The sequence below is a fragment of the Thermaerobacter sp. FW80 genome, from assembly GCF_004634385.1.
GTDB classification, from domain to species: domain Bacteria; phylum Bacillota; class Sulfobacillia; order Thermaerobacterales; family Thermaerobacteraceae; genus Thermaerobacter; species Thermaerobacter composti.
Genome location: NZ_CP037895.1, coordinates 2708196 through 2729308, shown reverse-complemented (window position 1 = coordinate 2729308; position 21113 = coordinate 2708196). Strand labels below are relative to the sequence as shown.

The 21113-nt window shown below is 68.5% G+C and carries 10 protein-coding genes and 3 CRISPR repeat arrays (1 of these 13 only partly in view); of the genes, 2 read left to right on the top strand and 8 right to left on the bottom strand.

Annotated elements, in window-relative coordinates; genetic code table 11:
• Positions 1-3677: a CRISPR direct-repeat array (repeat unit 24 nt; unit sequence GTCACACCCGGCCGAAAGGCCGGG); it reaches 1505 nt to the left of the window's first position.
• 132 nt (positions 3678-3809) lie between these two features.
• Positions 3810-5039 carry an IS256 family transposase gene (locus E1B22_RS11285; RefSeq protein ID WP_135224084.1) on the top strand — a complete coding sequence of 410 codons (1230 nt, stop codon included), beginning with the start codon at positions 3810-3812 and terminating at the stop codon, positions 5037-5039.
• Positions 5040-5467: 428 nt separating this feature from the next.
• Here E1B22_RS11285 and istB read toward each other — a convergent pair whose 3' ends face one another.
• From istB to E1B22_RS11270, 3 genes are all read right to left on the bottom strand, one after another.
• Positions 5468-6268: an IS21-like element helper ATPase IstB gene (istB, locus tag E1B22_RS11280; protein ID WP_135225726.1), complete on the bottom strand. Its 801-nt coding sequence runs from the start codon at positions 6266-6268 to the stop codon at positions 5468-5470.
• Positions 6265-7488 (bottom strand): IS21 family transposase, encoded by a 1224-nt coding sequence (gene istA / locus E1B22_RS11275; protein WP_167758922.1) that lies wholly within the window; start codon positions 7486-7488, stop codon positions 6265-6267. Before istA ends, istB begins: the two co-directional genes overlap by 4 nt.
• A gap of 171 nt (positions 7489-7659) precedes the next feature.
• A CRISPR array of direct repeats spans positions 7660-8563; the repeat unit is 37 nt; unit sequence GTCACACCCGGCCGAAAGGCCGGGTGAGGATTGAAAC.
• Between the two features lie 16 nt (positions 8564-8579).
• Positions 8580-9866, bottom strand: coding sequence for an IS256 family transposase (locus E1B22_RS11270; protein ID WP_135224086.1), 1287 nt, complete (start codon positions 9864-9866; stop codon positions 8580-8582).
• 95 nt (positions 9867-9961) lie between these two features.
• Positions 9962-11813: direct repeats of the CRISPR family, unit length 37 nt; unit sequence GTCACACCCGGCCGAAAGGCCGGGTGAGGATTGAAAC.
• Positions 11814-12173: 360 nt separating this feature from the next.
• On the opposite strand from E1B22_RS11270, the gene E1B22_RS11265 reads away from it, so the two are divergent.
• Positions 12174-13727: a VWA domain-containing protein gene (locus tag E1B22_RS11265; protein ID WP_135225724.1), complete on the top strand. Its 1554-nt coding sequence runs from the start codon at positions 12174-12176 to the stop codon at positions 13725-13727.
• Positions 13728-13967: 240 nt separating this feature from the next.
• Here E1B22_RS11265 and E1B22_RS11260 read toward each other — a convergent pair whose 3' ends face one another.
• From E1B22_RS11260 to E1B22_RS11240, 5 genes are all read right to left on the bottom strand, one after another.
• Positions 13968-16514 (bottom strand): beta-galactosidase, encoded by a 2547-nt coding sequence (locus tag E1B22_RS11260; RefSeq protein WP_207669876.1) that lies wholly within the window; start codon positions 16512-16514, stop codon positions 13968-13970.
• A gap of 152 nt (positions 16515-16666) precedes the next feature.
• Positions 16667-17752 (bottom strand): glycoside hydrolase family 130 protein, encoded by a 1086-nt coding sequence (locus tag E1B22_RS11255; RefSeq protein ID WP_135225723.1) that lies wholly within the window; start codon positions 17750-17752, stop codon positions 16667-16669.
• A gap of 22 nt (positions 17753-17774) precedes the next feature.
• Positions 17775-18629 (bottom strand): carbohydrate ABC transporter permease, encoded by an 855-nt coding sequence (locus E1B22_RS11250; protein WP_243123396.1) that lies wholly within the window; start codon positions 18627-18629, stop codon positions 17775-17777.
• Positions 18517-19620: a carbohydrate ABC transporter permease gene (locus E1B22_RS11245; protein WP_135225722.1), complete on the bottom strand. Its 1104-nt coding sequence runs from the start codon at positions 19618-19620 to the stop codon at positions 18517-18519. Before E1B22_RS11245 ends, E1B22_RS11250 begins: the two co-directional genes overlap by 113 nt.
• A gap of 77 nt (positions 19621-19697) precedes the next feature.
• Positions 19698-21050 (bottom strand): sugar ABC transporter substrate-binding protein, encoded by a 1353-nt coding sequence (locus E1B22_RS11240; protein ID WP_135225721.1) that lies wholly within the window; start codon positions 21048-21050, stop codon positions 19698-19700.
• Positions 21051-21113: the final 63 nt, after the last annotated feature.

The following is a 21113-nucleotide window of genomic DNA, read 5'->3' as shown; positions in this document are numbered from 1 at the left end:
CATGACCGTGGACGAGGTCAAGTCACACCCGGCCGAAAGGCCGGGTGAGGATTGAAACCGCCATCGCGGCCGCGGCGGCCAGAAGCCCCTGTGCCGTCACACCCGGCCGAAAGGCCGGGTGAGGATTGAAACACCCGGCGGGAGATCGAGAGCGGCGAGTACGCGCCGCGTCACACCCGGCCGAAAGGCCGGGTGAGGATTGAAACCTGGCGAACAGCACGGCCCGCATCAACATTGCCCGTCACACCCGGCCGAAAGGCCGGGTGAGGATTGAAACCACAGCGTGAACTGCCGCGATGGGAATCAGGCCGCTGCGTCACACCCGGCCGAAAGGCCGGGTGAGGATTGAAACCGAGCAGAAGCGCCGGGCAGCCCGGCACCTGCTCGTCACACCCGGCCGAAAGGCCGGGTGAGGATTGAAACTGCAGGTTCTGGAGCGTGTACGCCCGGGCCGTCGTGGTCACACCCGGCCGAAAGGCCGGGTGAGGATTGAAACCCCCTGGGCGTGTTCCTGCTGTCGTCGCCGGTGCGCGTCACACCCGGCCGAAAGGCCGGGTGAGGATTGAAACCCCGCACGACGATCTGGAGCGCCGCCGTGTCATAGCGTCACACCCGGCCGAAAGGCCGGGTGAGGATTGAAACATCTCCTCCACCACCTGCCACGCGGCGGCGATGTCGTCACACCCGGCCGAAAGGCCGGGTGAGGATTGAAACGCGTGATGCCAAACCCGGCGCGCATCGTCGAAGAGTCACACCCGGCCGAAAGGCCGGGTGAGGATTGAAACTTGAGCGTAGACGCGTACGCGCGCACGCGCGCGCAGTCACACCCGGCCGAAAGGCCGGGTGAGGATTGAAACCAGCACGCCCCGCTCGTACTTGCTCAGGGTGGCCGGGTCACACCCGGCCGAAAGGCCGGGTGAGGATTGAAACCTCGCTCGGCAGGCCCGGGACGAACGGCGAGTCATACAGTCACACCCGGCCGAAAGGCCGGGTGAGGATTGAAACTGAGCCGGACGGGCTTCGGTGGCATCGGCACCGTCGGGTCACACCCGGCCGAAAGGCCGGGTGAGGATTGAAACTCCAGCGCCCCATCGATGTGCGCCAGCCAGTAGCGAGTCACACCCGGCCGAAAGGCCGGGTGAGGATTGAAACCGGAGCAGGCTTGCATTGGTCCCCGTCTCCGACGCCAGTCACACCCGGCCGAAAGGCCGGGTGAGGATTGAAACGCGAACCGCATCAAGGCCATTACGGGGGCGAGTAATGTCACACCCGGCCGAAAGGCCGGGTGAGGATTGAAACGCCCGCGCCGGCGCAGAATCAACCCGGCACGACTGTCGAGTCACACCCGGCCGAAAGGCCGGGTGAGGATTGAAACGCGGCAGTGGGTGGAGGAGATGCGCGAGAAGTGGGGTCACACCCGGCCGAAAGGCCGGGTGAGGATTGAAACACCACCTCGTGCAGCTGCACCGACACCCGGGTCAGGTGGTCACACCCGGCCGAAAGGCCGGGTGAGGATTGAAACGCGATTCGCGACATTCGGCCCGCCGTCTGCGAGCGTCACACCCGGCCGAAAGGCCGGGTGAGGATTGAAACAAGTTATGGCTGTGGGGTAAGATCGCCTCGCTGATCGGTCACACCCGGCCGAAAGGCCGGGTGAGGATTGAAACTCCATCGGCTTTGAGATCATTCGTTCGGACGTGCGGGTCACACCCGGCCGAAAGGCCGGGTGAGGATTGAAACGCGATGGGATCGACATCCCGCCGGAAGCCGCGAGCGTCACACCCGGCCGAAAGGCCGGGTGAGGATTGAAACATCGCCCACGCCCGCGAGGACGTGCCCGCCCTTGTGGTCACACCCGGCCGAAAGGCCGGGTGAGGATTGAAACCTCATCGCGCAGCCGCCGGATGACGTCCAGCCAGGTCACACCCGGCCGAAAGGCCGGGTGAGGATTGAAACGCGTGGATGACCGCTTCAGTGAGCATCCCAAGCATGCGTCACACCCGGCCGAAAGGCCGGGTGAGGATTGAAACCAATGACCGCCGGAACAAGTCACCCGCTCCGGCAGGTCACACCCGGCCGAAAGGCCGGGTGAGGATTGAAACGCGAATGGTCTTGGCGAAGGCGCCCTTGACGATCACGTCACACCCGGCCGAAAGGCCGGGTGAGGATTGAAACGGCAGCTACAAGCTGCCCATCGCGGACGTGATCGAGTCACACCCGGCCGAAAGGCCGGGTGAGGATTGAAACCTGCGGCGGGCGCGACGGCTGGCAAGAAAGGTGGAGTCACACCCGGCCGAAAGGCCGGGTGAGGATTGAAACGCTTGGTCGTACTTCGCAATGTAGGCCTCCCACGTGTGTCACACCCGGCCGAAAGGCCGGGTGAGGATTGAAACGCATACTACGTGAGGTTCGAACACCGCCCAGCCGTGTCACACCCGGCCGAAAGGCCGGGTGAGGATTGAAACATGCGCGAAGGCTATTGGGTCTTCCGGGGGGAGAAGTCACACCCGGCCGAAAGGCCGGGTGAGGATTGAAACATCCTGCGGGGGTTGGAATAGCGCAGGTCGCGTGAGTCACACCCGGCCGAAAGGCCGGGTGAGGATTGAAACCCGGCCGGCACCCGCTCCCGGATCGTCTTGGCGAGTCACACCCGGCCGAAAGGCCGGGTGAGGATTGAAACAACGACGGGCAACCGCTCGACCCAAGCCGGTGGAGTCACACCCGGCCGAAAGGCCGGGTGAGGATTGAAACTACAGCCTGGAGCAGAGCCGGCGGCAGCTGGCGCGTCACACCCGGCCGAAAGGCCGGGTGAGGATTGAAACTCCGACCAGCGAACCTTGATCTTCTGGCGGTTGCGGTCACACCCGGCCGAAAGGCCGGGTGAGGATTGAAACATGCCACCTCCGCAACCCCTCCTCCCACTCGGCCGTCACACCCGGCCGAAAGGCCGGGTGAGGATTGAAACCCAGGTGGCTGGAGAACGACATGCAGGAGAAGGGGTCACACCCGGCCGAAAGGCCGGGTGAGGATTGAAACTTCGGGCGCAACCAGATTAAGTCCCTGACCGAGGTGGTCACACCCGGCCGAAAGGCCGGGTGAGGATTGAAACATCGCCCATGCCCGCGAGGACGTGCCCGCCCTCGTGTCACACCCGGCCGAAAGGCCGGGTGAGGATTGAAACTTGCGGGATACATCGTCTGGCACCACGCCATTGCGGGTCACACCCGGCCGAAAGGCCGGGTGAGGATTGAAACACCTGGCCGTACATGACCTGGCCCCGGCTTTGGACCGTCACACCCGGCCGAAAGGCCGGGTGAGGATTGAAACAGCTCGATGCCCACGAACTTGCGCCCCAACTTCAGGGGTCACACCCGGCCGAAAGGCCGGGTGAGGATTGAAACAGGTGGCCCTCCAGCACCTTCTGACGGATCGCCTGGGCGTCACACCCGGCCGAAAGGCCAGGTGAGGATTGAAACCTCCTCGCCCGGCCCGTTCAGACCCTGCTCGGCCCGTCACACCCGGCCGAAAGGCCGGGTGAGGATTGAAACCCGCCATGCGGTAGAGGTACAGCAGCACGATGCGGTCACACCCGGCCGAAAGGCCGGGTGAGGATTGAAACAGGTCGCCCGTGTAATGCACGATACCCTTGGCCTGTCACACCCGGCCGAAAGGCCGGGGTTAAAGTCCCGGGTAGTGGTGGACTTTCCGGCCAGGGTTTAGGCGTGGCTGGTGGCCGTTGACAGCAGCGGTCACCGGCGGCTTCCCTTCGGGTTGGACAAACCCGAGCACGAAGGGAGGTCGGACCACCGGTGACCGCTGACTTCAGGATGGCACTTCTCGAACTGCTGCGCCAGTACCAGGGCGAGCCCGAGGTCGACGCCCTGCGGGAGGGCCTGCGCTGGCTCGCCCAGCAGCTGATGGAGGTCGAGGTCAGCGAACTCATCGGCGCCCAGCGCTACGAGCGCACCCCGTCGCGCACTACCTACCGAAACGGGTACCGCCCCCGGCGCTGGGACACGCGCGTGGGCACCATCGAGCTGCAGATCCCGAAGTTACGCCGCGGCAGCTACTTCCCCAGCCTCTTGAAGCCGCGGCGGCGCGCGGAGCGGGCCTTGCTGGCCGTGGTGCAGGAGGCCTACGTGCACGGGGTGAGCACGCGCAAGGTGGACGAGCTGGTCCAGGCGCTGGGCGTCGGGGGCTTGAGCAAGAGCGAGGTCTCCCGCATCTGCGCCGAGCTGGACGAGCACATGGAGCGCTTTCGGAACCGGCCGCTGGAAGGCGAGTACCCCTACGTGTGGCTGGACGCCAAGGCGGTGAAGGTGCGGCAAGACGGACGGGTGGTGAACATGGCGGCCGTGATCGCCGTGGGTGTGCGGGAGACAGGGGAACGGGAGGTCCTGGGGTTCGACGTGGGCGCGGCCGAGACGTACGAGTTCTGGCTGGACTTCCTACGTCGCCTGGTGGCCCGGGGGCTGAAGGGCGTGCGGCTGGTGATCTCGGACGCCCACGAGGGCCTCAAGCGAGCCATCGGTGAGGTGCTGGCAGGCGCCACGTGGCAGCGGTGCCGGGTGCACTTCATGCGGAACCTGCTGGCGCGGGTGCCCAAGCACGCCCAGTCCATGGTGGCAGCGCTGGTACGGACCATCTTCGCCCAGCCGGACCGTGCCTCGGCTCGGCAGCAGCTGGAGCAGGTGGCGGCAAACTTGGAGCGGCGGTTCCCCCAGGTGGCGAGCCTGCTGCGGGAGGCCGCGGAGGAGGTTTTGGCCTACATGGACTTCCCGCCGGAGCACTGGCGGGGGATCCACTCGACGAACGTCCTGGAGCGGCTGAACCGCGAGCTGGCGCGGCGGTGCGACGTGGTGGGCATCTTCCCGAACGTGGCGGCGGTGCTGCGCCTGCTGGGTGCGCTGCTGGAGGAGCAGCAGGACGAGTGGCTGGTGCAGCGGCGGTACTTTAGCCAGGCGTCGATGGCGAAGCTCAAGGGCGGTGACGCGTTGGGGAGTGACTCGGTAAGCGCCTTGGCTGTTGCAGCGAGGTAAGCCCATGGAACCCGAGGGGGAGCCGCTTTTCCACCACTTGCCGGGACACGGCCAGGCCGGGTGAGGATTGAAACGTTCCTCGGCTACTTCTTTGGACAAGAGCTGTGGGCGTCACACCCGGCCGAAAGGCCGGGTGAGGATTGAAACTGGCGTTGTCGGCCATGGGGCTCTACAGCGGCGGCGTCACACCCGGCCGAAAGGCTGGGTGAGGATTGAAACTTAGTGGGAGGGATGGGATTGGACCGGAAATGCGGGGTCACACCCGGCCGAAAGGCCGGGTGAGGATTGAAACCCTGACCGGTCGGGTCCTCTACAGTTTCGAGTTCCGTCACACCCGGCCGAAAGGCCGGGTGAGGATTGATGTCAACGCCGACCTAGAAGTGACCCACTTGGCGCCGGTTGGAAACTGACCCACCCCTTTGGGTCACTTACTCCGCAGAGCCGTCCTGTGGCATCACCTCCCTTCGGGGTGGGGTCCCGCCGAACAGTCCTGCCCGCTTCTTCTCCCGAAGCCGGTAGCTCTCGCCCCGGATGTTGATGACGTGGCTGTGGTGAAGCAACCGGTCGAGGATGGCGGTGGCGATCACCGAATCACCCAACACTTCGCCCCACTCGGCAAAGCCCTTGTTACTGGTCAAGATGATGCTGCCCCGTTCATAACGGGCCGAGATCAAGGCGAACAGGGCGGTCGCCGCAGCCCGGTCGTAGGGCCAGACCCCGAATTCGTCGATGATCAGCACCTTGGGGGCCAGGTAGACTCGCATGCGCCGGTCGAGTCGGTGCTCGGCTTGGGCGCGGCGCAGGTCTTCGAGCAGCTCGTGAGCCCGCACGAAGTACACCCCATAGCCGGCCTCGATCGCCTTGATCCCGAGAGCCACACTCAGGTGGGTTTTGCCCACGCCTGGTGGTCCGAGGAAGATCACATTGGCGGCGTCGGCGACGAAGGCGAGGGTAGCCAGCTCGCGAATCTGGCGCTCGTCGACGGACGGCTGGAACCCGAAGTCGAACTGCTCCAGGGTGCGGTGAAAGGGCAAATGCGCCAGTCGTGTCCGTGTCCGCAGGTAGCGCTCCCGGCGCGCCGCCGCCTCGAGGCCCAGCAGGTCCACGAGGAAGTCGGGGTAGGGGAGCTGCTTCTGGGCGGCGGCCTCCAGGCGGCTTTCGAGAACCGCCGCCGCGTGGCTCAAGCCCAGCTGCTCCAGGTACTGCCGGGCCTTCTCCAGGGCGATCATCGCCGACTCACCGCCTCGACCAGAGCCCCGTAGGTGCTCAAAGACCGTCGCTCGACTTCCACCGTGGGCCATTGCACCGCCCGGGGCTCCGGCCGCGGGCGGCCACTCTTCGCGGACAACCCCGCCCACTGCTGCGGGTGCGTGAAGCGCTGGCCCGGCCGGAGGGCCCGGGGATGCACCGCCACCCGCTGGTCACCGACCCAGAGCTCGACCACGCCCTCGCCCGGCTGGACCTGGACGAGCTGGCCGGGCCGCCAGGGCCACGGCAGGCCGTACCACGCCCGTTCCCACTGCACGTAACCGTCCCGGCCCACCTGTCGCTGCTCGCGCAGCCAGGGCCTCAGCCGCTCCTGCGGGGGCAACGGCCGCAAGGCCCCTCGTTCGATCGCCAACCGGTCCACGGGCCGCTCATGGGTGGTGCCGTGGATGCGGACGTTGGCCACGGTATCACACCACGCCAGTGCCTGCCGGTTCAGGTCATCCAGATCCGTGAACCGAACCGCGGGCCAGAAGTTGCCCTTGACGTACTTGATGCCGCTTTCCACCCGGCCCTTGGTCTGGGGGCGGTAGCCCTGGCAGAGCCGGATGGCAAAACCCAGCCGCAGGGCAAAGTCCAGAAAGCGTTCATTCCACTTGGGCTCGCCGTTCTCGTCCAGCCCCAACACCACCAGCTTGGTCCGGTCGTACAGGCACGTTTCCGGTACCCCGCCGAAGTACCGGAACGCGTTCAGATGGCAGCGGATGAACGTCGCGGTGTCGGCGCGGTCGACAAACTCGACGTACAGGGCCCGCGACCAGCTGAGCACCATCGCGAAGACCCACTTTCGCCGGACCGTGCCGTCCGGCAGCGTATAGGCACAGCTGCCCCAATCCACTTGCGCCTGCTGGCCTGGCTGCGTCTCGAACCGGACCGTGCCAGGGATGGATCGGGGGCGACGCAGGGGCCGGACGAACTCCTTGAGGATGGTGTAGCCCCCCTCGTAACCCTGGGTCCGCAGCTCGCGGAGAAGGACGACGCAGTTTTCCACACCTTCCGCGACCCGTTGCAGGATAAACTCTTTGTACGGGTCGAGCTTCGAGCCGCGAGCCGCCCGAGGTGCCGGCTTGGGCACCTCGGTGGCGCGCAAGTACCGCCGCACCGTGTTCCGGGAGATGCCGAGGATTCGCGCGATCTCCCGGATGGACCGACCCTCGCCATGAAGCTCGTATAAGCGTTTCACCTTCCCACCTCCCAGCATGTTGCCGAGGACACCTCCCGCTCCGTGGCTGGATTCGGAAGGTGTCTTTGCTGGGGGGTGGGTCAGTTCTTACCCGGCGATCCCGGGTCAGTTTAACACCGGCGATGACATTGAAACCCGGGCCAGCATCCCCCAATAGTACCCCTCGCTGTGGTCACACCCGGCCGAAAGGCCGGGTGAGGATTGAAACGTGGAGCAGGCCCGTCTCACCATCACGATGGCCTGGAGTGTCACACCCGGCCGAAAGGCCGGGTGAGGATTGAAACTTCGCGCAAATCTCCGAGAACGGTCGGCGCCAAGGTCACACCCGGCCGAAAGGCCGGGTGAGGATTGAAACTCCTCGGCTGGGATCGGGTCGCCGGCGTGGATCACGTCACACCCGGCCGAAAGGCCGGGTGAGGATTGAAACGTATCGCCGTGGTCGCCGACGGTCAGGTGCGGGTGTCACACCCGGCCGAAAGGCCGGGTGAGGATTGAAACTTGCCCTTGCGGGCCGTCGAACCGGCCATCTGCGTGTCACACCCGGCCGAAAGGCCGGGTGAGGATTGAAACAGCTCCAGGGCCGCATTTTCCGCCATCACCTTACGTCACACCCGGCCGAAAGGCCGGGTGAGGATTGAAACCGGACGGCAGCGAACGAGACGGTCCCCTCCAGCCGGTCACACCCGGCCGAAAGGCCGGGTGAGGATTGAAACCCACTCCAGCGGGTCGTAGGACAGCGCCCGTAGATCGTCACACCCGGCCGAAAGGCCGGGTGAGGATTGAAACGAGGCCATGGACACGGCCCCGGGGCTCAAGGAGTGGGTCACACCCGGCCGAAAGGCCGGGTGAGGATTGAAACCCGGGGCCGCCCCTCAAAGTAGTACCGCTCCACCAGTCACACCCGGCCGAAAGGCCGGGTGAGGATTGAAACAGGATGTCGCCATACGCTTCCTCCACATACACCCTGTCACACCCGGCCGAAAGGCCGGGTGAGGATTGAAACTCGCCCTTGACGCGCCACCGGGATAATTGCGCCAGGTCACACCCGGCCGAAAGGTCAAGTCCCGAACTGTCTGTAAAAGCGGTCTGGGTCATGCCACGGTGGCAGCGGGTGAAACCTCTTTCTGCGCCGCTCTTTGCCGTTGCCGCTCCTCGATGTAGCGCTCCAGCTGCTTTCGTTCGTGCTCGCTGAACTGCACCCGCCGCCAGCGCTCACTCGCCCGCCACAGCACGGCGAAGACTAGCTTCAGGCACTCCCGCTCGCTCCGAAACCGCGGGATCACCTTGGCGCGCCGCCGCTCCTCCTCGAAGCTGCGCTCCACCAGGTTGGTGGTCCGGACATGCTTGCGGTGGGCGGCGGGTAGCCGCAGGTGCGCCAGGCTCGCTTCCAGGTCCTCCTGCAGGCTCCGCATGGCCGAGGGATACTCCCGCCCGAACCGCTCCACCACCTCGGCCACCAGCCGCCGGCCCTGCTCGATATCCGGTGCGTCCCGGATCGCCTCCAGGTAGGGCTTGAGCACGGGCCGCGCCTCCTCCGGCACCTTGTCCAGCACGTTCCGCATCTTGTGCACCCAGCAGCGGATGCGCTCCGCCTCCGGCCACATGGCTTCCACCGCCTGGATCAGCCCCGGCGCCCCGTCCGTCGTCACCGTCAGCGGCGTCTTCAGCCCCCGGCGCACCAGATCCCGGAAGTGCTCCAGCCAGTCCTCGTAGCGCTCCTTGTTGCCCAGGCTCAGGTGCACCAGCACCTTGCTGCCGTCGCTCAAGATGGCCCAGGTGACCAGGATGCCCTCACGGCAGCCCGCCTGCCGGCGCAGCGACTCGTAGATGGCGTCGGCGAACAGGTACACCACGTCGAGGCCTGACAGGTCCCGCTGGGCAAAGGCCTCGAACTCCTCGTGGAGCGCCTCGGTGATCCGGCTCACGGTGGACCGGCTCAAAAGCGGCGCTTCGCTGCCCGCCAGCTCCGCCAGCGCATCCTCGATGTCCCGGCTAGAGAGGCCCCGGGCGTACATCTCCACCACCAGGCGCTCCAGCACGTCCGTCCGCCGCTTGAGGGCCCTCCACAGCGTGGGCTGGCACAGTCCCTCCATGCCCCGCACCTGGGGGACGTCGATCTCGAGCCGCCCCTCGGCGCAACGCAGCGTCCGCGGCTTGTAGCCGTTGCGGGCGCCTTCCTGGCCAGGCTCGCGCCGCTCGTAGCGTCCGCGCCCCAAAAGCTCCGTGACCTCTGCCTCCAGCAGCTCCTGGATGAGCTTGCGGGCGCCCAGGCGGACGAGGGCATGGGTCAGGTCCTCGACCTCAGTACCCTCCCGGGCCTGCGCGGCCAGCTGCCGGGCCAGCTCCGCCAACTGCTGGCTGGGTGGTATCCTGGACATAGGTCTGGGTCCTCCTCGGTGTGCCCCAGCTGGGGCGAGTTTTCCGACGCCACCGATGGTAGCCCAGACCGCTTCGCGTTTACAGACAGTTTAGGACGTCACCCGGCCGAAAGGCCGGGTGAGGATTGAAACGCTGAGGGAATGACGGGCTCGCGGGAGCGAGAGAAGTGTCACACCCGGCCGAAAGGCCGGGTGAGGATTGAAACGTCTTGATCGCCGTGGCCCACCAGCTTGACCAGGTGTCACACCCGGCCGAAAGGCCGGGTGAGGATTGAAACCGCTGCCCCATCGTGTTCAACGCCAAGGGCTTCGGGTCACACCCGGCCGAAAGGCCGGGTGAGGATTGAAACGGGGTGGGGAGGGCATGATCCGCAAGCGTGGCAAGGTCACACCCGGCCGAAAGGCCGGGTGAGGATTGAAACCTGGTCCGCAACATTCCGCGGGCAGGAGGCGCTGGTCACACCCGGCCGAAAGGCCGGGTGAGGATTGAAACAGGTAGTGCCGCAAGGGCTTCAGCCGCTTCTCGCGGGCGTCACACCCGGCCGAAAGGCCGGGTGAGGATTGAAACTTGGAGCGGCAGGGGGCATGAGCCATGGAGGTCCTAGTCACACCCGGCCGAAAGGCCGGGTGAGGATTGAAACGCCCGTCACCCTCTACACCTACGAGTCCAATGCGCGTCACACCCGGCCGAAAGGCCGGGTGAGGATTGAAACCGCTTACCCTGCTGCCCTTTGCCGGGTCCCGGACGTCACACCCGGCCGAAAGGCCGGGTGAGGATTGAAACAAGCACCACGTGGCCTACAGCCGCGAGGTCTGGGAGTCACACCCGGCCGAAAGGCCGGGTGAGGATTGAAACACCAGCATACTAGCACATCCGCCACTGCGCCAGCAGTCACACCCGGCCGAAAGGCCGGGTGAGGATTGAAACGCGAGGGCCGCCGCGCCACTCGAGACCCACGCGGCGAGTCACACCCGGCCGAAAGGCCGGGTGAGGATTGAAACTGGCGGGTCGAGAACGGTCGATTGATCGAGATCGATTGTCACACCCGGCCGAAAGGCCGGGTGAGGATTGAAACAGCAGGACCGCCACGTCCGGGCCGCTGGGAGGAAGTCACACCCGGCCGAAAGGCCGGGTGAGGATTGAAACTCGGGACGGTGAGCCTGACGACATGAGCGGCTACGTCACACCCGGCCGAAAGGCCGGGTGAGGATTGAAACGTAAGCGGGCCCGCGACGTCGGCCGCCCCCGTAACGTCACACCCGGCCGAAAGGCCGGGTGAGGATTGAAACTTCCGAACTGGCAGCCTGAAACAGGACCGTCTCGGGTCACACCCGGCCGAAAGGCCGGGTGAGGATTGAAACCAAATGGGGCTGCCCGGGCAACACAATGCGCGCGACGTCACACCCGGCCGAAAGGCCGGGTGAGGATTGAAACGCTCAGAATTCGCCACAACCGCTCCACCTCGGCCGTCACACCCGGCCGAAAGGCCGGGTGAGGATTGAAACGGCATCGGCGGCCAAAGGTACTCCATCGGCACCGCGAGTCACACCCGGCCGAAAGGCCGGGTGAGGATTGAAACCCGAGGAACGCGCCCGGGTGATCTTGGGGGCTGGGGGTCGCACCCGGCCGAAAGGCCGGGTGAGGATTGAAACCCGCGCGGCCGTGTGCGCACCGGGTTCCTGCCGGGCCGTCACACCCGGCCGAAAGGCCGGGTAAGGATTGAAACTCGGCCGTCGCCTCGGGCTGGCTGCGATACGGCGGGTCACACCCGGCCGAAAGGCCGGGTGAGGATTGAAACTGGATGGCCTGCTCGATCTCGGGCGTCGTCAGGGGGTCACACCCGGCCGAAAGGCCGGGTGAGGATTGAAACGCGGCCCAGGGGCCGGAAAATAATAAACGACGCCCTGTCGTCACACCCGGCCGAAAGGCCGGGTGAGGATTGAAACTTGCCGCCCGTGGCCGCCTCGACATGGACCGTTTTTGGTCCCGTGCGCGAATTCTTGCACCTGGCGACAGGCTTGGTGCCGCCGGCTGACGGTAGGTTGCCAGCATCCCGGCCTCGCCTTGCCCTGGCCCGGGCGCTGTGTGAGGATTGAAACGGGCGGGCTCGTGGTTGTGGTGCGCAGGCGGTGCCAAGGCTCCGGCACCGCCCGAGGGGCACCGCCGATCGTGAGGAGGGCAGGGCCATCGTACCAGGGGGTCGTGCCGCACCCGCGGCCCCCATCACAGGGTGCATCGCAAAACGCTGTAACGCCGCCGGTGCTCATGCGCCGCACCCACGGTCCCTATCGGAGGCGCAGCACGGCATGGACACGCCAAACGGCCAAGACACGCCGACGAAGAACCTGCGCGACCACGTGATCCTCCTGGTCCGGCGCCTGCGGGCCATGGGGCTCCCCACCAGCCCGGCTGACGCCGTGAACGCGCTGGCAGCTCTGGAGCACGTGGACCTGGGCGACCCGGCCGAGGTGCGATCGGCCTTGCGCCTCGTCCTGGCCCGGCGGCCTGAAGACCTCCCTGTGCTGGACCGGGAGCTGGATGCCTTCTTCTGGGGGGATCCGGTGCGCCAGCGGCTTCCCGGTTGGCTGGCCCCTCGGCGGCCTGCCGCGACGTCCGCCACCTCCGACCCCGTGGGGGACCGCCATCATGGGGATCCCGCGGACGACTCCCATCCTCCCGACCGCGACCCGCTGTCGGAGGCGGCGTCGGCGCCCTCGCGATCGTCTCCCGGGCATCCCGACGCCCGTTCCGACTCCCGTTCCGCGGCGGAGGCGGGCGACGAACCGGCCGGTGGGGACCCGGCGGGGCATCCGGACGATGGGACGGGACCGACGGCCGAGGCCGCCGGCTCCCGTGCCACCGACGGCGATCCCGACCACCCCCGCGCACCTGGTGCCGACAGCGTGCAGGATCTGGGCTTGCACCTCATCCTGGCGGTGCTTCCCGCGGCCGCGTCGGCGGGGGCCGGCACCGGCGTCGAGGCCGACGGTCCCTCCCACGGCAGCCGCGCCTGGCAGGCCCGGGCAGGGGGGAGCCCCGGCGGTTACAGCCCCCTCGCGGTGCTCACCCGGCGGGACGTGCAGCTGCTAAACGACGAAGACCGCCGTCTGGTGATGGCGGCCGCCTCCCAACTGGGGCGGTGGCTCGCCACGCGGCCGTCGCGCCGGTTCGTCCGGGCACGGAAGGGCGCCATCGACGGCCGGCGGGCCCTGCGCGAGGCCGCACGCAAGGCGGGCGACCTCTTCCAGTGGCCGCGCCGGCGGCGGCGTGCGGGCCGGCTGCGCCTCCTGGCCGTGCTGGACGTCTCGGGGTCCATGGACGTCTACAGCCAGCTCTTCCTGCACTTCCTCCACGGCCTGCAGCAGCAGGGGGGGCGGGTCGAGACCTTCGCCGTGGGGACGCGACTCACCCGCCTGACCACGGTCCTGCGCACGCCGCGACCCGAGGCGGCCATGGCGCGGGCGGCGGCCGTCACCGCGGACTGGTCGGGTGGAACGCGGCTGGGGGAGGGTTTGTGGAGGCTGGCGGATCGATATGGCCATCTCCTCGACCGGGACACCGTGCTGCTGGTGATCAGCGACGGGCTGGATCGGGGCGATCTCGGCCTGCTGGACCGGGCATTGCGAGCCTGCCGGCGGCGGGTGCGGGCCCTGATCTGGCTGAACCCGCTGGCGGGCGATCCCCGCTACGAGCCCCTCGCGCGCGGCATGCAGGTTGCGCTCCCGTATGTCGACGTGCTGGCGCCGGCCCACAGCCTCGAAAGCCTCGTGCAGCTATCCCAGGAGCTGCGGCGGCAGGCGTGGGCCGTGCACCGGCTTCGTCGGACGAACCGGCCCCGCGCCCGCCGCCTTCCCTCTTGAAAGGGCCCTCCTGAAAGGGAAGGTTCCCGGTCTTTCACGGTGCCGCAGCAGCCCGGGCCCGGCCCCTCGCGGCACCGCCGTCCCCCAGGCCGGTTCTCTATCCGTGCCCCGTGCCCCCACGCCGCGGTACGGGAACCCGACGGCGCGGCCGCGGGACGTGCCCGGTCCCCACCCGACGGCACGGCAGCCTGCCAGCCCACCCGGAGGATCATATGGCGTGGCGTCGCCGCCGCCCACGCCTCACGACGGCACCCCATCGCCTCGCGAACGGGAGAGGGCAGCCGCATCGAGGGCGTCCCCAGCGATGCGGAACACCCGCCACCCCCCGGGCTCCAGCCGCCAGGGCGGGGTCTGCCAGCGCGGTCGTCCGCGTTCCCGTGGACCCGTCGGGCGGCACGCCAGGGCGCTGCCGGTCTCGACGTCGATGAGCTCCGCCGGTCCTCGGCCCGACAAGGTCACGGTCACCGGTTCGGGGCGGTGATTGACCACCACCAGGTATCGGGCCGCCGGCGCCGCGGATGGATCCGGCACCGCCGAGGACGCCACCTGTCCCCCAGGGGATGGGATGATGCCCGGCGCCAGCGGGCCGGCCGGATTGGACTCGCCGACCTGGTGCCCACCGTCGACGGCGCCGGGGACCAGCACCCCCGTCTCCACGTCGGGATGGTCCGCCTCCCACTCCGGGACGATGCCGGCCAGCCCGGCGGCCAAGCGGTAGACCTGCTCGGGCCCCAGGGGACCGGTCCCGGGCCGCGAACGGGAGGAGCTCCGTCCCTCGGCATCTTTCACGCTCCCCCACGCCCCCCCGCCTTGCTGGAGGGACGTGGGGCCGCTCCCCACCTCGCCGCCTTCGCCCTGGGGCACGGCTGTGACCCCCGACGCCGATGCCGGCGCCACCCCAGCCGCCGGGGTGGCGATCGGCCAGGCGGCCGTCGTCGATCGTGCCGGCGCCCACGCCGATGCCCGCGGTACCCCGGCGGGGGAGGCCGATGCCGCCTGGCCCCCTGCCGCGGCGTCGGCCGGGCGCCCGGTCTCGGAGCCCGTTCCGCGGCCGGCGCCATATGCCCCCGGCATGCATGCCAGGATCCACTCCAGCGGATCGGTGACCAGCACCGCCCACCCCCGACCGTAGCGGTGGACGAACACGGCCGGTTCGTCCGAACTCGCCGGTTCGTCCCACGTCGCGAGGTCGCGGTCGGCATCGCCGTCGCCGCCGGGGCGGACCGGTCGAATCCACCCCAGCACGCGGGCGCCGGTGGGCGATGCCACCAGCCGCTTGCGGGGAGCGGAGCGCGCGGGCGGGACGAGCCGGGCCACGGGCCGGGCATCCCCGGCCCGTGGATCCGGCTCGAGGAGGGCGTCGGGATCGCAGGCCGCCGGGTGCAGGAGCAGCTCCCACGGCCCGGGTCCGTGGACCGCCTCCCGCGGATGGGCGTCGAGCACCGTGATCCCGAAGACGTCGTCCATGCCGGGCAAGGCAGCCCCATCGTAGGAGAGGTAGAGGGTGCCGCCGGCCTCCACCCAGCGGCGCAACCGGTTCCACGTCCGGTTGGAGAGACTGTTGCGCCGGGGTACGCAGGGCAGGATCAAGAGCCGGTAGGGGGTCCAGTCGTCGTCGGGACGAACCAGCGCCACCGGTAGGCCGGCCCGGCGGGCGAGGACGAAGGCGTTGAACAGCACGGCGAAGTTGCGCTCCGGCGTGACGTCGGGATCGGCGTTGTCGTAGTAGCGCTCGGGCAGCAGGATCGCCGCCGGGCCGGGAGCGGGCGTCAGATCGTCCGGCAGTCGCCGCAGCAACCGGGCGAAGCGGCCGAAGGCTTCCCCCGCGGGCTTGGGGCGCCCCTGGGCGTCCAGGATTCCGAAGGCCACCTCGTACGGCGTGCTGTCGTAAGGAAGCTCCTCCGCGCAGGCGAAGTCGAGGCCACACCAGGCCAGGGCGCCCAGGCTGCCGTGGAGGAGAAGGCTCGCCAGCACCGCGCTGACGTAGCGGCCGTGGAGCGTGGGCGACATCATCAGGGTCGTGCTGCCGAACTCCTCCGCCAGGGCGGGACGACGGGCCATGGCTGCCACGAGCCGGTCGCCGAAGGGGACCAGGAGGTTGGGCCGCACCGTGCCCGCGGGGTCCGGACACCAGGGGGAGTAGATGGGGTAGAGGTGCATGCACACGAAGTCGGCGGCATCCGCGATGTCCTCCGGGCGGAGGCCGCAGTCGTCCGCCAGGGAGGTGACGTGGATGCCCAGGGTGACCGGGACGTGGGGCGTGTGCGCCTTGAGCTCGCGGTACAGGAGCCGGCACCACAGCCACCCGGCGTCCGGGGATGGGGGCCGCACGAAGATGTCCGGCTCGTTGGCCAGGTCCCACGCCCGCAGGGCCGGATGGTCGCCGATGGCCTCGGCCGCCGCCTGGATCAGGCGGACCTGGGCCCGCAGCATGCCGGGATCCGTGTAGGGGCACCGACCCTGGCGCCAGGGAACGTCCCAGTTCTCGCCGCTCATGTGGCCGGTGAAGAAGGTGGGGATGACGCCCAGGCCGACGGCGTGGGCCAGGTCGCAGAACTGCCGCAGCCGTTCCAGGGCGACGGGATCGACGCGATCCTCCTCGGGCTGGAAGTGGGACCAGCGCAGGAAGAACCGGACCACCTGGCATCCCGCGTCCGCCAGGGCCCGCAGCTCGCGATGCACGGCGTCGGCATCCCACAGCGCCCACATCGCCACGCCCTGGCGACTCGGCCAGTAGTTGACGCCCAGCAAGAAACGGCGGCCCAGCGGCTGACGCGAACCCTCCATGGCGTTCACCTCGACGGCCCACGGCTCCTCGGCCTCGGGCCTCGGGGGGATCCCACGGGTGCGGGGCCATCCCCCGTCCGCGGCCACCCCCGAAGCCCGGGGCCTGGCCTTCTTCGATCGACGGACGGCTGGGTCGCGGGACGACCCCGACCCTAGGTGGCGGGGGTGTAGGTGGCCACGCCGATGCGGGAGTCGGCCATGCCGTAGTACATGAACCAGGTGCCCCGGTGATGGACGAGGCCCTCCACGAACACCACGTGGTCCACCTGGCCGCGGATCTCGGCTTCCGTCTCGGGTTCCAGGAACGGCCGCTCCGAGCGCCACAGCAGCTTGCGCGGGTCCCGCAGGTCGAACAGGGCCTGGCCCGCGGCGTAGCGCACGTAGCCCGACCCGGCGGGACCGCCGTACGCCGGGGGTTCGGCGGCCGGGTCCCGGTCTCGGGCGGCACCGGCGCCGCCACCGGCGGCGGTGGAAGCCTGGAGCCCTCCGGCGCCACCGTCCCGGCGGACCAGGTGGGCCTCGGCCAGGCGGTGGGCGGCGTTGTAGATCAATAGGATGCCCCGGTCCGTGACCAGCGGCGCCGGGCCGGGTTCGACCAGCAGGGTGTCGAAGTTCCCCGCCTCAGGCCGGACCCGGAGGACGGGCTCCGGTTCCGGCTCCCAGTGGAAGCCGTCCCGGGAGGTGGCGATCCAGATGGAGGTGTCGCCGAAGTACATGACGTAGCGGTCGCCGATCTTCTCCGGGCAGATGGCACCGGACTTGGACCACACCCGGCCGGTGTCGCCCTGCCAATCGGGGAACAAAACGCCGTGTTTCTCCCAGTGGATCAGGTCGGTGGAGGTGGCCAGGCACAGGCGCGCGGTGACGCCGTCGAAGGCGGTGTAGGTCAGGAAATACCGCCCCTCGATGCAGGTCAGCCTGGGGTCCTCGCAGCCACCGGGGAGCTCGTAGGGCTCCGTCGGCTCCAGCACCGGATCGGGGTAGCGCTCGAAGTGGATGCCGTCGTCGCTGACGGCCAGGCCGATGCGGGACGTCCCGTTCCACTGCCCGGGGCCCGTGTGGTCTTCGGCCCGGTAGAGCAGATAGACCCGCCCGTCCTTCACCACCGCGGCCGGGTTGAAGACGTCCTTGGCCTCCCACGTGGAGCCCTGGGGACCCAGGATGGGGTTCCCGGGGTGTTTCGCAAAGGGCCCCAGAAGATAGGCCCTGGCGTGCTGTGGATCGAGAACGCGCAGCACCCGGTACAACTCCTTTCCGGAATCAGCCCTTGGTCCCGCCCAGCCGGATTCCCTCGATGAAGGCCCGCTGGGCCAGGGCGTACAGCACCAGGATCGGCAGCGCCACCAGCAGCGAGACGACCATCATCAGGTTCCACATGGGCGCCTCGCTGCCCGGCCCCAGCGACGTCTCCAGGAACTTGAGGCCCAGGGTGACCGGGAACTTGTCCGGCGTGTTCAGGTACAGCAGCGGCGCCATGAAGTTGGTCCAGTTGCCCTGGAAGGCCAGCAGGGCGATGACCAGCAAGGCCGGTCGCACCATGGGCAGCACCACGTGCCGCAGCACCTGCAGGGGCCCGGCTCCGTCCAGCACCGCCGCGTCTTCGAAATCCCGGGGTAGGCTCAGGAGGAACTGGCGCAGCATGAAGACGCTGGCCGGTCCCCACGCGAACCAGGCGGGCGCCGTCAGCGGGGTGAAGGTGTCCAGCCGCCCCAGTTCCCGCCAGATGAGGAAGGTGGGGATCATCCCGATCACGCTGGGCAGCATCATGGTACTGAGCATCAGCATGAAGAGGAAGTGCCGCCCGCGGAAGTTGAAACGCGCAAAGCCGTAGGCGACCACGGCCACGCTGGCCACCTCGGCCACCGTGGCCAGGATGGTGATGAACAGGCTGTTCAGGAAGAACCGGGCGAAGGGCAGGGTGGTCCAGACCTCCACGTAGTTCTCCCACCGCACCGGCGAGGGGATCCACTGCGGCGGGTACACGTAGAGCTGGTCCCGCCCCTTAAGCGACGTGCTGATCATCCACAGCAGGGGCACCAGCACGAAGGCGCCGCCGAAGGCCAGCGCGAAATACGTAAAGGCGTCGGCCAGGCGCCTTTGCACCTCGCGCGGCACGGTCCTCACCTCGCACCTCGCTCTCGTAATACACCCAGAGGGGTGACGAGCGGAACACCAGCAGCGTCAACCCCAGGATCACCAGCAGGAAGACCCAGGCCATGGCCGAGGCGTAGCCCATGTGCCGGAGCCCGAAGGCCTCCTGGTAGATGTAGACCTGCAGGAAGGTGACGGTGGAGCGCGGCGTTTCGATGAAGAACGCCTGGGTGAACATCTGCAGGGCGCCGATCAGCCCGGTGACCAGCACGTAGAAAAGGGTCGGGCTGAGCATGGGCAGGGTGACGTGGCGGAAGCGGCCCCAGCCCGTGGCGCCGTCCACCGCCGCGGCATCGTAGAGCTCCCGCGGGATGTTCTTCAAGCCCGCCAGCAGGATCACCGTGTTGGCGCCGAACACGCCCCACAGGCTCATCAGCACGAACCCCGGCAGGATGGTCTCCGGATCGAGGAACCAGCGGGGCTTCTCCATGCCGAGCAGTGCGTAGACGGGCCCCAGCACCGCGTTGACCAGCCCATCGGTAGACAGCAGCCAGCGCCAGAGCACCGCGGTGGCGACGGCGGGAATCACGGCGGGCACGTAATACAGCGTGCGCCAGAACCCCACGCCCTTGATGTTGCGGTTGAGCAGCAGGGCACAGGCCAGCGACCCCGCGATGCCCAGGGGCACGCTGAAGAGCGCATAGAGGGCCGTGAACTTCAGGGACGCCGCGAATTTGGGATCGTCCAGCAGGCGGGCGAAGTTGGCCAGGCCGACCCAGCGGGGCGGCGTGAGCACGTCGTAGTCGGTGAAGGCCAGGTAGAGCGAGGCGACGAAGGGAAAGAGCTGGAAGGCCAGGAAACCGGCCAGCCAGGGCAGGACGAAGGTCCAGCCCAGGGCCGTGTCATGGCTACGCCCCAGGGCCCGCAAGCCCGCGTACACCAGGAGCATGAGCGCGCCCAGCAGGACCACCGTGGCCACGTAGTCCCGCAGGGCGTCCGCGTACCAGGACCACACCGCCACCCCCTCCTTTCCGGCAGGGCGGGCGGGGGCCGGTATCCCCCGAGCCCCCGCCCCCCCGCCGGGCTAGGCGCTCACGACGACTGCTGCAGGATCTTCTCCAGCTCGGGCCGCACCTTGGGGGCCAGTTCCTCCGGCTTCCCCTGCTTGTGGAACAAAGGATCCAGGTACTGTTCCCAGAGGGCCTGGTCGAAGGCCTTGTACTGCGGCACGATGCGCAGCGGCCGCATGAACTCCAGGGACTGGAGGATCACGTCGGCGGCCTTCTCCTTGCGCGGCTCCGACGCCAGCAGGTGCTCCCGGGTGGCCAGGGACTTCCGCGGGGCCACGATCTTCCAGTGGTGGATGCCCTCGGTCAGCTCGACCAGCGCGTCGACCGCCTCCTCTACGTGGGGCGAGCGGGCGTTGACCACCGTGGCCGCCGTCCAGGCGAAGGTCACCCGGCCCTTGGGGCCGCTGGGCACCGGCGCCACGCCCACGTCCAGGTTGGGCACGCGGTCCAGGTCGTCGGAGGCGCCGCCCATGAACATGGCCACCTTGCCGGCCTTGAACATGTCGGCGAAGCCCTGCTCCGCGATGACGTCCTCGGGCACCGCGTACTTGGGGTTGTAGATCAGTTCCTGGTAGAACCGGGCCGCCTCCAGGGCCTCCGGCGAGTCGATGGGGGCAGTGCGGCCGTCCTCGCCGACGGTGTCGCCGCCGGCCTGCCAGACGAACATGGCGAAGGGCGGCCAGCCGTTCATCGTGAACCCGTAGACGTCGGGCTTGCCGTCCCCGTTGGTGTCGCGGGTCAGCTTGGCCGCGGCCTCCTTGAAGGTGTCCCACGTCCAGGTCTCGTCCGGATACGGCACGCCGGCCTCGTCAAAGAGCGCCTTGTTGTAGTACAGGACCACGGGCTGGGCGATCCAGGGCAGGCCGTAGACCCCGCCCTCATGGGTGAAGGCGCCCAGGATGGGCTCGAAGTAGTCGCTCAGGTTGGCCGCCGGCCGGGAATCGCCCTGGAGGTGCTCATCCAGCTTGAGCAGGACGCCGGTGGCGGCAAAGGGGATCACGTCTTCCTGGGCCAGCCAGAAGAGATCGGGGGCGGTGTTGCCCGCCAGCATGGTCTGGATCTTGGTGGCGTAGTCGCTGGGAATGGGCTCGTGGACGATCTGCCAGCGGTCGCTCTCGGCGTTGATCCGGTCCAGGATGGCCTGCAGCTCCTTGGCTTCCTCGGCATGGGCCCAGGTGGCCAGGCGGATGGTCACCTTCTCGCCTCCGGGCCCGCCGGCGGTCGGCTCGCTGCCGCCGGTCGAACCGGAGGGCTGGCTGCCACCGGCGGACGGGAGCGAGCAGCCGGTGGCCAGCACGGCCGTGGCGAGCAGCACGGTCAGGGTTCGGGCCCAGCGGCCCAGTGTCCGCTGCTTGAACCAGGTGACGAGGTTCACCGTAGCTCCCCCTTTTTCCCGCCCGGTTCCGGCTCCGGGCGGAGTTCGTCTGGACGGGACCCC